15 protein-coding genes are annotated in these 13,473 nt (G+C 72.0%); 7 read left to right on the top strand and 8 right to left on the bottom strand.

Features of this window, described 5'->3' with window-relative positions; genetic code table 11:
- The first annotated feature begins 33 nt into the window (after window positions 1-33).
- On the top strand, window positions 34-1,422 hold the full coding sequence (locus RQG84_RS15710) for an APC family permease (RefSeq protein WP_311210774.1): 1,389 nt from the start codon (window positions 34-36) through the stop codon (window positions 1,420-1,422).
- 31 nt (window positions 1,423-1,453) lie between these two features.
- Window positions 1,454-1,918 (top strand): universal stress protein, encoded by a 465-nt coding sequence (locus tag RQG84_RS15705; protein WP_055961205.1) that lies wholly within the window; start codon window positions 1,454-1,456, stop codon window positions 1,916-1,918.
- A 4-nt stretch (window positions 1,919-1,922) separates the two neighbouring features.
- Here the strand turns inward: RQG84_RS15705 and RQG84_RS15700 are convergent, their stop codons facing one another.
- The 3 genes from RQG84_RS15700 to RQG84_RS15690 all read right to left on the bottom strand — a co-directional run bounded on the left by RQG84_RS15700 (window position 1,923) and on the right by RQG84_RS15690 (window position 5,170).
- A complete protein-coding gene (locus tag RQG84_RS15700) occupies window positions 1,923-2,480 on the bottom strand; it encodes an antibiotic biosynthesis monooxygenase (RefSeq protein ID WP_056579233.1) in 558 nt (185 codons plus the stop codon).
- Between the two features lie 10 nt (window positions 2,481-2,490).
- On the bottom strand, window positions 2,491-3,228 hold the full coding sequence (locus RQG84_RS15695) for a phosphatase PAP2 family protein (RefSeq protein WP_311210773.1): 738 nt from the start codon (window positions 3,226-3,228) through the stop codon (window positions 2,491-2,493).
- A 157-nt stretch (window positions 3,229-3,385) separates the two neighbouring features.
- Window positions 3,386-5,170, bottom strand: coding sequence for a helicase HerA-like domain-containing protein (locus tag RQG84_RS15690; protein WP_311210772.1), 1,785 nt, complete (start codon window positions 5,168-5,170; stop codon window positions 3,386-3,388).
- Between the two features lie 49 nt (window positions 5,171-5,219).
- Here RQG84_RS15690 and RQG84_RS15685 point away from each other — a divergent pair, with 49 nt between their 5' ends.
- Window positions 5,220-5,522 (top strand): type II toxin-antitoxin system VapB family antitoxin, encoded by a 303-nt coding sequence (locus RQG84_RS15685; protein WP_055961218.1) that lies wholly within the window; start codon window positions 5,220-5,222, stop codon window positions 5,520-5,522.
- Window positions 5,519-6,043, top strand: coding sequence for a LytR C-terminal domain-containing protein (locus RQG84_RS15680; protein ID WP_311210771.1), 525 nt, complete (start codon window positions 5,519-5,521; stop codon window positions 6,041-6,043). Before RQG84_RS15685 ends, RQG84_RS15680 begins: the two co-directional genes overlap by 4 nt.
- Window positions 6,044-6,086: 43 nt before the next feature.
- Here the strand turns inward: RQG84_RS15680 and RQG84_RS15675 are convergent, their stop codons facing one another.
- Window positions 6,087-7,577: a potassium/proton antiporter gene (locus RQG84_RS15675; RefSeq protein ID WP_311210770.1), complete on the bottom strand. Its 1,491-nt coding sequence runs from the start codon at window positions 7,575-7,577 to the stop codon at window positions 6,087-6,089.
- A 94-nt stretch (window positions 7,578-7,671) separates the two neighbouring features.
- Between RQG84_RS15675 and RQG84_RS15670 the strand changes: the two genes are divergently transcribed.
- Window positions 7,672-8,535, top strand: a complete 864-nt coding sequence (locus RQG84_RS15670) for a prolyl oligopeptidase family serine peptidase (protein ID WP_311210769.1) — start codon at window positions 7,672-7,674, stop codon at window positions 8,533-8,535.
- On the opposite strand, the gene RQG84_RS15665 is transcribed toward RQG84_RS15670, so the two are convergent.
- The 4 genes from RQG84_RS15665 to RQG84_RS15650 all read right to left on the bottom strand — a co-directional run bounded on the left by RQG84_RS15665 (window position 8,477) and on the right by RQG84_RS15650 (window position 11,522).
- Window positions 8,477-9,073, bottom strand: a complete 597-nt coding sequence (locus RQG84_RS15665; protein WP_311210768.1) for a hypothetical protein — start codon at window positions 9,071-9,073, stop codon at window positions 8,477-8,479. The genes RQG84_RS15670 and RQG84_RS15665 overlap by 59 nt on opposite strands.
- A 283-nt stretch (window positions 9,074-9,356) precedes the next feature.
- Complete coding sequence (locus RQG84_RS15660) at window positions 9,357-9,734, bottom strand: hypothetical protein (protein WP_311210767.1); 378 nt, start codon at window positions 9,732-9,734, stop codon at window positions 9,357-9,359.
- Window positions 9,731-10,186, bottom strand: a complete 456-nt coding sequence (gene aroQ / locus RQG84_RS15655; RefSeq protein WP_082480578.1) for a type II 3-dehydroquinate dehydratase — start codon at window positions 10,184-10,186, stop codon at window positions 9,731-9,733. Before aroQ ends, RQG84_RS15660 begins: the two co-directional genes overlap by 4 nt.
- A gap of 28 nt (window positions 10,187-10,214) precedes the next feature.
- The gene (locus RQG84_RS15650; protein ID WP_311210766.1) at window positions 10,215-11,522 is read right to left on the bottom strand and encodes a glycoside hydrolase family 16 protein; all 1,308 of its coding nucleotides are present in this window, start codon (window positions 11,520-11,522) and stop codon (window positions 10,215-10,217) included.
- A 194-nt stretch (window positions 11,523-11,716) separates the two neighbouring features.
- On the opposite strand from RQG84_RS15650, the gene RQG84_RS15645 reads away from it, so the two are divergent.
- Both RQG84_RS15645 and RQG84_RS15640 read left to right on the top strand, forming a co-directional pair.
- The gene (locus tag RQG84_RS15645) at window positions 11,717-12,103 is read left to right on the top strand and encodes a universal stress protein (protein ID WP_311210765.1); all 387 of its coding nucleotides are present in this window, start codon (window positions 11,717-11,719) and stop codon (window positions 12,101-12,103) included.
- Complete coding sequence (locus RQG84_RS15640; RefSeq protein ID WP_311210764.1) at window positions 12,070-13,464, top strand: FAD-linked oxidase C-terminal domain-containing protein; 1,395 nt, start codon at window positions 12,070-12,072, stop codon at window positions 13,462-13,464. The genes RQG84_RS15645 and RQG84_RS15640 overlap by 34 nt, the downstream gene beginning before the upstream one ends.
- Window positions 13,465-13,473 lie beyond the last annotated feature (9 nt).

Here is a 13,473-nt window from a genome sequence, read left to right as displayed (position 1 = left end):
GATCATCGGAACACGCGATGCGGGAGGGGCGTCATGTCCGAGCGGACCGACACCACGCCGGGGGGCCAGCAGGAGGAGCTCAAGCGCTCCATCTCCGGTCGCCTGCTGTTCTTCTACGTGCTGGGCGACGTGCTCGGCTCCGGCATCTACGCGCTCATCGGCGTCATGGCGTTCACCGTCGGTGGCGCGTTCTGGCTGTCGTTCGTCATCGGCGTCACCGTCGCGCTGCTCACGGGGTTCGCGTACGCCGAGCTGATCACCAAGTACCCGCAGGCCGCGGGCGCCGCGCTCTACACGCACAAGGCGTTCGGCAACCGGTTCCTGACCTTCATGGTCACCTTCTGCCTGCTGGCCGCCACGATCGCCGCCGCCGGCACCCTCGCCCGCGTGTTCGGCGGGACCTACTTCACGTCGTTCGTCGAGGGCGTGCCGGTCACGCTCGTGGCCATCCTGTTCATCGTCGCGCTGTCGCTGCTGAACTTCCGGGGCATCACCGAGTCCGTCTGGACGAACATGATCATGACGATCATCGAGACCACGGGCCTGCTCATCATCCTGGCCGTCGGTGCCGTCGTGGTGGCCGAGGGCGACGCGAACCTCGAGCAGCCGTTCCAGCTCAACGACGGCAACCCCGCCGTCGTCGTGCTCAGCGGCGTCGCGCTGGCGTTCTTCGCCATGACCGGCTTCGAGAACGCCGCGAACATCGCCGAGGAGACGCAGGACCCGACCAGGAACTTCCCGAAGGCCCTCCTCGGCGGCATGACGCTCGCGGGCGTGCTCTACATGGTCATCGCGTTCATCGCCTCGATGGTGGCGCCGATCGACGAGCTGGCCGCCAACGAGGGACGTGACGGCAGCCTCCTGACGGTCGTCCAGGCCGGACCCATCCCGGTGCCGGAGATGGTGTTCTCCGCCATCGCCCTCGTGGCGGTCACCAACACGACGCTCGTCTCGCTGGTCGCGCAGTCGCGCATCGTGTACGGCATGGCCCGTCAGGGCATCGTGCCGCGCGTCTTCGCCCGCACCCACGCCACCCGTCGCACGCCGTGGGTCTCGATCATCTTCACGGCGGGCCTCGTGTGCCTGCTGCTCGCCAGTGCCGACGTGGACCGGCTGGCCGAGGTGACCGTCGTGTTCCTCATCATCGTCTACGGCATGGTGTGCCTCGCGGCGATCAAGCTCCGCGGGACGGCGGTCGACCACGACCACTACTCCGCGCCGGCGCTCATCCTGTACACGGGCGTCGTGGCCAACGTCGCCATCTTGATCTACACCGTGCGCGACGATCCCGCGACGTTGCGCTGGTGCGGGGCGATCCTCGCGATCGGTGTCGCCGTGTACTTCCTCAACGCCTTCGCCATGAAGGCCGATCCGCACTCGTCGGACCCCGAACCCCTCGACCCCAGCGACCTCGCCGGATAGTCTCCCCGCACCGACCCACTCAGGAGTAGCCATGCACGTGCTCGTCGCCACCGACGGCTCGAAGCAGTCCCTCGAGTCCGCCAAGTACCTGCGCAACCTCGTCGACCACGAGGCCGTCACGAAGGTCAGCGTGGTCGCGGTCGTCAGCCCGCTCGCGGCCGTCCCGTTCGCCACCGAGGGCAGCAAGGACGGCGGCGGTGTCGAGATGTCGTTCCGCCGCGAGGCCGAGCAGGCCACCCTCAAGGTCGCCGAGGCGCTCGACGGCTGGGGCCCGACGGTCACCACCCACGTCTACAGCGGCTCCCCGGCCAACGAGATCATCAAGGCCGCCAAGCGCTTCGACTCCGGCCTGATCGTGCTGGCCAGCCAGAGCACCCGAACCCAGGCCGTGCTCATGGGCTCGGTGTCGCACAAGGTGCTCAACCAGGCCACCTGCCCGGTGCTGGTGCACCGTCCCGGACCCAAGCCCGCCCGACGCACCAAGAAGAAGGCGTAGCGCCTCAGGTCCGGTGCAGCCAGGGCGCCAGCAGTCGAGTGATCCACGGCAGCAGCACGTAGGTCATGAGCGGAGTCATGACGCACACGGTGAGCAGCACGCGCCACGGCAGCCACAGGTCCGGCACGAGGTGCGCGCCCAGCGCGTTGGCCGCCAGGCTCAGCGGGAAGAAGACCAGGAAGATGGAGACCATCTGCTTCCAGCGCGGTGGTGCCGACACGGGCGGGCGCAGGTCCTCCACGTCGACCCCTGACGGCTCGTCGAACCAGCCCTCGATGCCGGTGCGCTTCTCCAGGCGCGACTCGTCGACGATGCCCTGGGCGCTGTCGAGCCACCAGCGACGCTGGCTCGACGACATCCACACCTCCAGGTCGTCGGCGCTGGCGAAGCGGAACAGCATGTGCCACTCGCTCGACGTGGGCGCCGGCCGCACCCAGCCCGAGCCCAGGAACCCGTCGAAGCGCTCGGCCAGCTCCGAGCCGGCGCGCAGCCAGGCGAGCATCTGGTCCTCGTGCGCCGGGTCGACGTGGCGCGTGACGGACACGGTGACGGGGACGCTCATGCACCCCAGCCTAGGAAGTCGGTGACTCCACGCGTTCGCCGACCGCCCCACGCCGGAGCGCCACGATCTCGACGACGACCCAGGCCGCGGCGACGACCGCCCAGCCGGCCACGACGTCGAGCACCCAGTGGTTGCCGGTGCCGACCACCACGAACGCCGTGACGAGGGCGTAGACCACGCCGGCGACCCGCCAGGCTCGGTGCACCCCGGCGTGCGCGACCACGATCGCCACCCACAGCGCCCAGCCCGCGTGCAGCGACGGGAACGCGGCGAGCTGGTTGGTGATGTCGCCCAACCCCTTGGGGGCCGAGGCGTCGCCGCCCCACCACCCGGCCTGGGAGTGCAGCGCGAGCACGTCGGAGTAGCCCTCGACGAACCGCGGCGGCGCCATCGGCATGGCGAGGTAGCACGCCAGGCCGGCCAGCGAGGCCACGACCAGGGCCGTCCGGGCGCGCGGATAGAGAGCGGGGCGGCGCACGAACAGCCAGACGAGCACGGCCGCCGTGACCAGGTAGTGCGTCGTGGCGTACCAGTAGCTCGAGGCCACGGCGAGCAGGTCGTGCTGCGCGAGCCAGCCGTTGAGCACGCGCTCGAGGTCGAGGTGCCACGTCTGCTCGAGCCCCAGCAGGGCGCGCGCCCGGTCGAGCGCCTCGGCGCGGTCGTTCGACGCCAGCAGCCGCGAGGCGCTGTAGCCCACGTAGAGCACGGCCAGCAGCGAGACCTCGAGCACCACGAAGCGTCGCGTCACCCGCGATCCACGGGCGAGTCGCGTCCTGTTCACCGCTCCAGCATGGCGCGACCGTCCACGATCGCACCTCGGGGACGACCCCCGCCCACCACCGACACCGACCCCGGGAGGTCTCAGGGTCCGTCGGGGTCGAGGCCGCAGGAACGGCGCAGGGCGGTCAGCGGCGGCGGCCGAAGATCCGCTTGCCGATCTCGCGTGCGATCACGCGGGACGCCTCGTCGAGGGCGGACTGACCGGGCTCGGACCGCCTCGAGCGGGTCGTGCGCCGGGACCGCGTTGCACGACCTCCCGACTCCCGTGCGATGCGGTCGGCCTCGCGCGCGACCCGCTCCGCCTCCTTCGACGCCTGCTCCGCCCGGGCGTCGGCCTCGCTCTGCGCCGCGGTGGCGGCGCGGGCCGCGTCGATGGACTCCGACGCGGACGGTGGGTCGACGGGCGTGCCGTAGCGGGCCATGAGCGAGGAGGCCTGCACCGCGGCAGCCACGTCGGCGGCCGGGGCCGGGTCCATCGAGCCCTGCGGTGCCCGCATCCTGGTCCACGCCACCGGCGTGGGTGCCCCCTTCTCGTTCATGACCGTGACGATGGCCTCGCCGATGGCGAGCTGGGTGAGCACCTCCTCCAGGTCGTACGTCGACGTCGGGTAGGTCGACACGGTGGAGCGCAGGGCCTTGGCGTCGTCGGGGGTGTGCGCCCGCAGCTGGTGCTGGATGCGCGAGCCGAGCTGGGCGAGCACGTCGGACGGGACGTCCTTCGGGGTCTGGGTCACGAACACCACGCCGACGCCCTTGGACCGGATCAGCCGCACGGTCTGCGTGACCTGGTCGAGGAAGTCCTTCGAGGCGTCCTTGAACAGCAGGTGGGCCTCGTCGAAGAAGAACACCAGGCGCGGCTTGTCGGCGTCGCCGACCTCGGGCAGTGTCTCGAACAGCGTGCTCAGCAGGTACAGCAGGAAGGTCGAGAACAGGGCCGGCTTGTCCTGGACCGACGGGACCTCGAGCAGCGAGACGATCCCCCTGCCGTCGGGTGCGGTGCGCAGGAAGTCGGCCACGTCGATCTCGGGTCGACCGAAGAACACGTCGGCGCCCTGGTCGGAGAAGGCGATGAGCTCACGGAGGATCACGCCGGCGGTGGAGGCCGAGAGCCCACCCAGCTCCTTGAGCTCCGGCTTGCCGTCGCCGGTGAGCCACGTGAGCACCGACCGGAGGTCGCCGAGGTCGACGAGGGCGTGCCCCTTGTTCCTGGCGTAGTGGAAGACGAGCGCGAGGGACGACTCCTGCGTGGCGTTCAGGCCCAGCACCTTGGACAGCAGCAGCGGCCCGAACGAGTCGATGCTCGCGCGGATCGGCACCCCCGTGCCGAGGCCGCCGAGGGTGAAGAACTCGGTGGCCGACGCGGTCGGCTGCCAGGTCTGGCCGATGCTCTCGCACCGTGCGGTCAGCTTCTCGTTCGGCGTGCCCGGGACGGCGATGCCCGAGAGGTCGCCCTTGATGTCGGCGGCGAACACCGGCACGCCCTGGGCGGCCACCTGCTCGGCGAGCACCTGGAGGGTCTTGGTCTTGCCGGTGCCGGTGGCTCCGGCGACCAGGCCGTGCCGGTTGAGCATGCCGAGCGGGATCCGCACCTGGGCGCCGGGCACCGCGACGTCGGCCTCCACGAGGGCGCCGATCTCCAGCACCGAGCCCTCGAAGGCGTAGCCGCTGCGCACCAGCTCCGCGTGCTCGCTCAGGTCGCCGGCGGCGGCCGTCGCGGTCTGGGCCGGCGCGGTCTGGGCCGGCTCGGTCTGGGCCCGCTGCTGCTCCTGCTCCGCGGCGGCGCGAGCGAGCTCGTCGGCGCGGCGCCTGGCCTCCGCGGCTGCGGTCTCGGCGGCGGCTGCGGCCTGCGCGGCCTCCTCGGCGGCCTGCTGCGCCGACTTCGGGGCTCCGACCTCGTCCGGGCTGCTCATGCCGGTCAGGCTACCGCTCGGCGACGGCACACCTGTCTACACTGACGAGGTGATCTTCCGGAGGGTGAACGACGGGCGGCCGTACCCCGACCACGGCCTGTCGCAGCGTGAGTGGGCCGACGTCTCGCCCAGCCAGGTCCGGCTCGCCGACCTCACCACCACCAAGACGCAGCTCGACCTCGAGAACCTGCTCGACGAGGACTCCACCTACTTCGGCGACCTGTTCGCGCACGTCGTGGCCTGGAAGGGCGAGCTGTTCCTCGAGGACGGCCTGCACCGCGCGGTCCGCGCAGCGCTCCAGCAGCGCGCCATGCTCCACGCCCGCGTCTACACCCTGAGCGGGTCCCGATGAACGCCCGCAGCAGTGCCGCCGGACCGCTCGTGCTGCTCGGCAGCGTCGTGGTGCTCGTCGCCGGGCTCTTCGTGGGCTTCCGCCTGCTGACCGCGTCGGCCGAGACGATCGACGCCGGACCCACGTGCGAGACGCGCGTGGTCGCGGCCGACGACGAGGTCACGAGCAACCTGATCACCGTCGACGTCTACAACGCCAGCTCCCGCGCGGGCCTGGCCAACCGGGTCAGCATCAACCTCCAGCGTCGTGGGTTCCTGGCCGGCCAGATCGGCAACTCCACGAGCAAGGTCGACGCCGACGTCGCCGTGGTGCTCACCACCGACCGCGACGACCCGCGGGTCCGGCTGGTGGCCGCGCAGTTCGGCTCCAAGGTCCAGTACGCCGAGCCCGACATCGAGGTCGACGGCGACTCCGTGACGGTGATCGTCGGCGACGACTTCAAGAAGCTCGGCAAGGACGTGCGCACGACGAAGAACGACCGCCGATTCACGGTCTGCCTGCCCACCGTCCCAGCCGTCTGACCCAGCCGTCTGACCCAGCCGTCGTACCTGCCGCCCGAGCCGGTCAGGGTTCCTCGCGGTCCCAGCCCGCGAGCCGACCGTGGCGCCCGACGGCGAGCAGCCGCTGCTCCGTGGCCTCGCGCACGTCACGCGTGGCCACGACCAGCAGGTCGTCGCCCCGGACCAGGCGGGTGGTGCGGTGCGGCACGAACGGCTCACCGTCGCGGACGACGAGCGAGACCGACGCGCCCTGCGGCAGCCGCAGCTCGCCCACCTCGACGCCGGCGAGCCGTGACTTCCTCGGGACGTGCACCTGCAGAAGGTCCGCCGAGATCCGTTCGAGCGGTGCCGCCTCCACCTCGACGTCGCGCACCTCGTCGTGGAGCACCCCGCACCAGCGGGCCAGCCGCGACAGGGGTGCGGCCTGGACGAGCGTGTAGACCACGACGGCCACGAACACGATGTCGAACAGGTCGCGCGAGCCGGGCACGTCGGCGGCGAGCGGGATGGTGGCCAGGATGATCGGCACCGCACCACGCAGGCCGGCCCACCCCACGAACAGCTGCTCGCGCCAGCCCACGCGGAACCAGACCGCACAGCTGGCGACCGAGAGCGGCCGGGCGACGAAGGTGAGCACGGCACCGACGACCAGCCCGGTCCAGATGTGCCACAGGGTGAACTCCGAGGGGCTCGCGAGCAGGCCGAGCATGACGAACAGCCCGATCTGGGCGAGCCAGCCGACGCCCTCCACGAAGGAGCGGGTCGCCACGCGGTGCGGCAGCTCGGTGTTGCCGAGCACGAGGGCACACAGGTAGACCGCCGCGAAGCCGCTGGCGTGGCCCAGCACCGCGAGCCCGTACGCCAGGACGGTGAACGCGAGCACGATGAGCGGGTAGAGGCCCGACGCGGGCAGCGCCATGCTGCGCAGCAGCCGGCCCGCGCCGAAGCCGACGATCAGGCCGACGATGCCGCCGACGACGATCTCGAACACGATCAGTCCCGCGAACGACGCGATGCCCCCGTCGGCGATCTGGCCTGCACTGATCGCGGTGACGAGCACGACGATGGGAGCGTCGTTGAGGCCGGACTCCGCCTCCAGCACCCCCTTCACGCGCGGGGTGAGCGGCACGGCTCGCAGCACCGAGAAGACCGCGGCCGCATCGGTGGGGGTGAGGACGGCGGCGAGGAGCACCGCGATCTCCCAGCGCAGGTCGAGCACGTAGTGGGCCGCCAGGGCGACCACCAGCACGCTGACCACGGAGCCGAGCGTGGCCAGCAGCAGGCCCAGGCCGATCGAGGGGCGCACGTGCTCCCAGCGGGTGGTGAGACCACCCTCGGCGAGGATCAGGACGAGGGCGCCGAAGCCCATGGCGAGGGCCAGGTCGGCGTCGTCGAACTGCACGCCGAGACCTTCCTCGCCGATGAGCAGGCCGATGCCCAGGTAGACCAGGAGCGAGGGGAGCCCAGCGGTGACCGAGACCCGCACGGCGAGGATCGCGGCGATGAGGACGGCCGACCCGACGAGCAGGAACGCGTCGAGGTCGTGGATGTCCATCTCCGGGCCTCCCGCGCTCGCCGAGTGCTGATCCTATCGGCCGCCGATCGCCCGTTGACCTGCAGGGACGAGCCGCGTGCGGTGGGATGGGCGGATGCGTCGACGTCGGTTCCTGTCCCTCGGCTCCGCGGTCGTCGGATCGACGGTGCTGGGCGGAGGCGTGCTCGCGGCCTGCTCGTCCGGAGGCGGCCCCAGCGGTGGGGACGGCGGTGCGACGATGGGCTCCGTGGAGCGCATCACCTACGGCACCGACCCCGCGCAGTTCGCGGAGCTGACCCGGTCGACCGGCGAGTCACGAGGCGTCGTCGTCGTGATCCACGGCGGCTTCTGGCGGGCGGAGTACGACCTGTCCCTCGGACGTCCGCTCGCCGCGTCGCTCGCGGCGCAGGGGTGGACGGCGTGGAACCTGGAGTACCGACGGATCGGGAGCGGGAAGGGTTCCGGCGGTGGCTGGCCGCAGACGCCCGACGACGTGAGCGCCGGCATCGACGCTCTGGCCGACGTCGAGGACCTCGACCTCAGCCGCGTGGTCACCCTCGGGCACTCGGCCGGCGGGCACCTCGCGGTCTGGGCCGCCGGACGTCAGCGCCTCGACCGCTGGCGCGACGCGCGCGTGCCGGTGACGGCGGCCGTCTCGCAGGCGGGGGTGCTCGACCTCGTGGGAGCCGTCCGTGAGGACCTGGGAGCCGGAGCGGTCGAGGCCTTCCTGGGCGCACCGGTCGCCGACGTCCCCGACGCCGACCCTCTGCAGCAGGTCCCCCTCGACGTGCCGGTGTGGTGCGTACACGGTCGCGCCGACACGAACGTGCCGTACTCGCAGTCGCGCACCTACGTCGACGCGGCGCGGGCCGCCGGTGCCGACGCGAACCTCGCGCCGGTCGACGGCGACCACTTCGTCGTCATCGACCCGCAGAGCGAGGCGTGGGCGTCGACGCTGACCGTGCTCGAGGGGCTGTAGCGACCACGAGCCACGTCCAGCCCGCGGCGAGCAGCACCATGGAGAGCACGCCCCACGGACGGTAGACGTGCTCCTGCCAGAACATGACCGACCCGACGAGCACCAGCACGGCACCCGGCAGCGCCCGCACCAACCCGGCCCGGCTGGCCACGCCGACGGCCAGCGCGGTGGCGGCGATGTAGGCGTAGGACCCGATGGTCCCCAGGTCGCCCGCCACCGGGAACACGATGCCCAGTCCGCCGGCCTCCGCCTCCTTGATGGCACCGCCGGCGATGCCGGCGAGCACGTCGAGGCTCGTGTAGAAGCAGGCGTAGACGTAGGCGAGCACGCCCACGACCACCCCGACCACGCGGTCGTGGGTACGCGCCACGAGCCACGGTCCGAGGGCGAGCAGCGGGAAGACCGGCAGCAGGACGGTGTGCATCATCTGCCAGTGCCCGGCGTCCTCGACGGTGAGCACGGCCGGGTGGGTCAGCCCCAAGACCGCCGTGAACAACGGCGGCACGGCCACGGCGACGATCATCAGGTAGCGGCTCATCCGCCCACGGTAGGCAGGTTCGGCCCCTCCCGCCGGACGAGCACGCCGGACCTGCGGCTGCGCCGCCTCCACTCGGGCCGGGCCTGGGGCTGCGCTGCCTCCACTCCGTGCGGGCTCGGTCCCCGAGAGGCCTCGACGGAGCAGGGGCGCCCGGTGCGGCCGAGCACGCCGGCCATCGGTGGATCCTCAACCTCAGGAAGGCTTCTGCGGTTGACGATCCACCGATGTACCCCCGAGCGGTGACCTCGGGCGCAGCGCAGCCCCGGCGCGGGAGCGAGGCCGGTCAGGACTGGTCGTCGACCCAGCCGTGGGTGCGGGAGTGCAGCTCCTCACAGACCGCCCGGTAGAAGCGCTCGACCTCGGGGCCGGAGAAGTCCGTGGCCCCGGAGAAGGTGTCGGAGCGGGCCTGGAACCACAGCGCCGCACGCAGCGGCGCGATGCCCAGGGAGCCGTCGAGGTCCTCCCCGCGCTCCACCGCGTCGAAGGCGGGCCGGTACGCGGTCTGCACGATCGTCGCGGTCGAGGAGGACAGGAAGAACGCCGCGTCGAAGGTCTGGGCGAACGCGTGCAGCGCCGACCAGTCCGCGTCGGGGCCGGGCACCCGCACCCGCCGCGAGACCGCCAGCTGCTTCTTGTGCGGGACGTTGCGCGGGCCGCTCACCGGGACTCCAGCTGCGCCACGAGCTCACGCACGGCGCGGGCGTAGCCGTCGACCCCTTCGCCCACCACGGTCAGGGCGGCGACGTCGGTCAGGTACGAGAAGTGGCGGAACTCCTCGCGGGCGTGCACGTCGGACACGTGCACCTCGGCGAACGGGAGCGCCACTCCGGTGAGCGCGTCACGCAGCGCCACCGACGTGTGCGTCAGGCCCCCGGGGTTGATGACGATGCCGGCGCAGGTGCCCCGCGCGTCGTGCACGGCGTCGATGAGCACGCCCTCGTGGTTGCTCTGCAGCGCGCTCACCGCGTACCCGAGCTCGTCGGCCGTGCGCTCCACGAGCGCGACGACGTCGGCGAGCGTGGCGCTGCCGTAGACCTCGGGCTCGCGGGTGCCGAGCAGGTTGAGGTTGGGACCGTTGACCAGGAGCAGGCGGCGCGCAGACACGTCGTTCACGTGGTCACGCTATCGGGCCCTGCTCACCTCACTGCCAGACCCGCACGTGGTCGACCTCCATCGTCGCGGGGAGCTGCGTGTCCGACGTGGGCGCGTTGGCTCCCGAGCCCAGCATCTGGGTGAGGTTGATCGTGTAGTCCTGGTCGAAGGGCTGGCCCTGGAGGAGCTGGCCCACGAGCGTGATCTTGTGGTCGAGGCAGACCGTGCCGTCGTACTCGACCCGGATCCGGTCGCGGTCCCACTCCAGCGAGTAGGTGTGCCACTGGGTGGGGTCCTGGACCATGCAGTAGTAGTTCGTGTAGCCGGGCGACGTCGTGGCGTAGTGCATGGTCGGGATGAGCCGGTCCGGGTACTGCGAGTAGAACTCGGCGATGTCCATCTCGCCCGAGCCGGCGACGTCCCAGTACTTCATCGTCTCCGGGAAGAGCCAGAGCGCGCTCTGCACACCGGGCTTCGTGGTGGTGGGCATCTTGGCCCGGATCTCGACGCGCCCGCGGTCGAGCGTGTACCGGCCCCAGGTGGTGACCGAGCCCGACGTGTAGCGGGTGGTCACGGTCTTGCCCTCGGCGGTGCACGTGACCGGCTCGTCCTCCATCCGCGTGGTCAGGCGCAGGCTGCCGTCCGCGACGCTCAGGTTCTCCGGGCGGTCGACCCAGCAGTCGCCGTAGGTCAGGCCGGTGGCCTCGCTCGTGGCGACGAGCCACTTGCTGCTGTCGAGGGCGTCGCCGTCGAAGTCGTCGCTGAAGGTGCAGCTCCAGGCCGAGCCGTCGGTCTTGAGCCGCGTGGGGCCGCAAGCATCGGCGGACGCGTCGGACCCGGTGGTCGGGACAGGCGTCGGCGTCGGCGTGGGGGTCGGCGTGGGGGTCGGCGTTGGCGTCGGCGTGGGGGTCGGTGTCGGCGTGGGGGTCGGCGTCGGCGAGGCGGAAGGCTTCGGCGCGGGCTTGGCCTTCGCAGCGGCCACGGCGCGCGACCGCGCGAGCGAGGTGGCCGCGGCACTGGCGCTGGCGGTGGCCCGCTTCCTGGCCACGGCCCGTGCCCGCGAGAGTGCCCGCGACCGGGCCACGGACGTGGCCTTCTTCTTGCTCGTGCTGGTCGCCTTGGCGGCCGCGACCCCGCGGGCCGTTCGTCGGATCGTCGCCGTGCCCCGGTACCCGTCGTGGACGGCCGACCGGGTGACGGTCGAGGTGGCGGTGGCGCTCTTCTTCGCCGTCACCGTGTACCGACGGGCCGCGTCGGCACTCGGTGCCACGAGCGTGGACATCAACAAGGCGCCGACGACGACCAGGACGACACGCGTCGCCCCGCCCGCGCAGCGCCGCCTGACGGCGGTCTGCATGGTGTTCTCCCTCTGTTGCGGACCATCGCCCAACGCTCTGCGCGTCACTCGTGCCCTATGGCGGCCTCCCAACCACCACATGCGGACGTTGTCCCGGTTTCAACCGGGACTTTAGTCCTTTTCGGGTCCATCTCGCATCCCGATCGCGGAAGACGTTCGACCGGTACCGTGGAGGCAGCGCGAAGGAGGAGCGAATGACCACGATCGTCGTCGGATACGTCGCCACACCCGAGGGTGAGGCCGCCTGGAGCTGGGGTGTCGAGCACGCTGCCGCCGTGGGCGCGAAGGTGGTGGTGATCGCCTCGGACACGCCCCACCCCGACGTCACGCCCGAGTCGGTCGTCGAGCAGCTCGAGTCGCGCCTGGCCGACGCCGGCGTCGAGCACGAGGTGGTGCACTTCGTGGGCTCCAGCGGTGCCGCGGACTCGATCCTCGACAACGCCCGCCGCCACGACGCCTCGCTCGTCGTGATCGGGCAGCGACGCCGCTCCCCCGTGGGCAAGCTCGTGCTCGGCTCCACGTCGCAGCGGATCCTCCTCGAGGCCGAGTGCCCCGTCGTGGCGGTCAAGGCACCACGCTGACCTCCGCGCTCGGCCGCCTGCCCACCGAGGTGGTGCAGACCGACCCCGACGTCGTGGCCGGATTCGCGCACGACGAGGCCCAGCTGGTCGAGCGCGCGACGCCGGTGGCGGTGCTGTCGCCGCGCACGACCAGCGAGGTCGCGGCCTGCGTGGTCGCGGCCGACGAGGCAGGCCTGGCGGTCGTCACCCGCGGGGCCGGCACCGGACTGGCCGGCGGTGCCAACGCTCCCGGCGGGTCGGTGGTCCTCAGCACCCGTCGGCTCGACCGGATCGTCTCGATCGACGTCGAGGAGCGCGTCGCGGTGGTGCAGCCCGGCGTGATCACCGCCGACCTGCGCACGGCCGTGGCCAAGGTCGGGCTGTTCTACCCGCCCGACCCGGGCAGCGTCGCGATCTCCACCATCGGCGGCAACGTGGCCACGAACGCCGGCGGCATGTGCTGCGTGAAGTACGGGGTGACCGGCGACTACGTGCTCGGCCTGGAGGCGGTCCTCGCCGACGGACGCGTCATGCGCACCGGGCGACGCACCGTGAAGGGGGTCGCCGGCTACGACCTGACCAGCCTGCTCGTCGGCTCCGAGGGCACGCTGGGCGTGATCACCGAGGTCACGCTCCGCCTGCGACCCGCTCCCCCGCCGCCCTCGACCGTCGTCGCGACCTTCGCCGACCTGCAGGACGCGGGTCGGGCGGTCGAACGGCTCGTCGCCGAGGCCGTCGACCTCCCGCTGCTCGAGATCCTCGACGCCACCACGCTCGCCGCCGTCGACGCGCACACGCACATGGGCATCGACGCCGCCGCGATGCTGCTGGTGCAGACCGACCTGCCCGGGGCGGAGACCACCGTGGAGGCCGTGCGCCGCATCTGCGACGCGGCCGGCGCGGTCGACGTGGCACTCACCACGGACGCGGCCGAGGGCGCGCAGCTGCTCGAGGCCAGACGCCAGGCGCTCCCCGCCCTCGAGCGCCTGGGCGACTGGCTGCTCGACGACGTGTGCGTCCCGCGGCGGGCCGTCGTCGACCTGGTCACCGGCATCCAGCGGGTCGCCGCGGACGAGGGCCTCACGATCGGGGTGTTCGGGCACGCCGGCGACGGCAACATGCACCCCACGATCATCTTCGACCGCCGCGACCCGGCCGACGTGGCGGCGGCGCACCGCGCCTTCGACGCGATCACCGCCCTGGCCCTCGAGCTGGGTGGGACGGTCACCGGCGAGCACGGCGTGGGCCGGCTCAAGGCCGGCTGGCTCACGCGCGAGCTCGACCCCGTCGCCCTCGACGTGCACCACGCCGTGAAGGCCGCGTTCGACCCCGCCGGGCGACTCAACCCCGGCAACGTCCTGTCACCCCGCCCCGAGGGCTGAGCCCCACCT

The organism is Aeromicrobium sp. WCS2018Hpa-31, assembly GCF_031843905.1.
Classification (GTDB): Bacteria; Actinomycetota; Actinomycetes; order Propionibacteriales; family Nocardioidaceae; genus Aeromicrobium.
The sequence above is the reverse complement of the archived record's forward strand: the minus strand, read 5'-3'. Positions and strand labels throughout refer to the sequence as shown.

Coding starts and splice junctions, on each gene's coding strand:
- RQG84_RS15705 (WP_055961205.1), top strand. CDS start 1,454: ATGCACGTGCTCGTCGCCACCGACGGCTCGAAGCAGTCCCTCGAGTCC.
- RQG84_RS15710 (WP_311210774.1), top strand. CDS start 34: ATGTCCGAGCGGACCGACACCACGCCGGGGGGCCAGCAGGAGGAGCTC.
- RQG84_RS15670 (WP_311210769.1), top strand. CDS start 7,672: ATGCGTCGACGTCGGTTCCTGTCCCTCGGCTCCGCGGTCGTCGGATCG.
- RQG84_RS15680 (WP_311210771.1), top strand. CDS start 5,519: ATGAACGCCCGCAGCAGTGCCGCCGGACCGCTCGTGCTGCTCGGCAGC.
- RQG84_RS15650 (WP_311210766.1), bottom strand. CDS start 11,522: ATGCAGACCGCCGTCAGGCGGCGCTGCGCGGGCGGGGCGACGCGTGTC.
- RQG84_RS15690 (WP_311210772.1), bottom strand. CDS start 5,170: ATGAGCAGCCCGGACGAGGTCGGAGCCCCGAAGTCGGCGCAGCAGGCC.
- RQG84_RS15645 (WP_311210765.1), top strand. CDS start 11,717: ATGACCACGATCGTCGTCGGATACGTCGCCACACCCGAGGGTGAGGCC.
- RQG84_RS15665 (WP_311210768.1), bottom strand. CDS start 9,073: ATGAGCCGCTACCTGATGATCGTCGCCGTGGCCGTGCCGCCGTTGTTC.
- RQG84_RS15675 (WP_311210770.1), bottom strand. CDS start 7,577: ATGGACATCCACGACCTCGACGCGTTCCTGCTCGTCGGGTCGGCCGTC.
- RQG84_RS15700 (WP_056579233.1), bottom strand. CDS start 2,480: ATGAGCGTCCCCGTCACCGTGTCCGTCACGCGCCACGTCGACCCGGCG.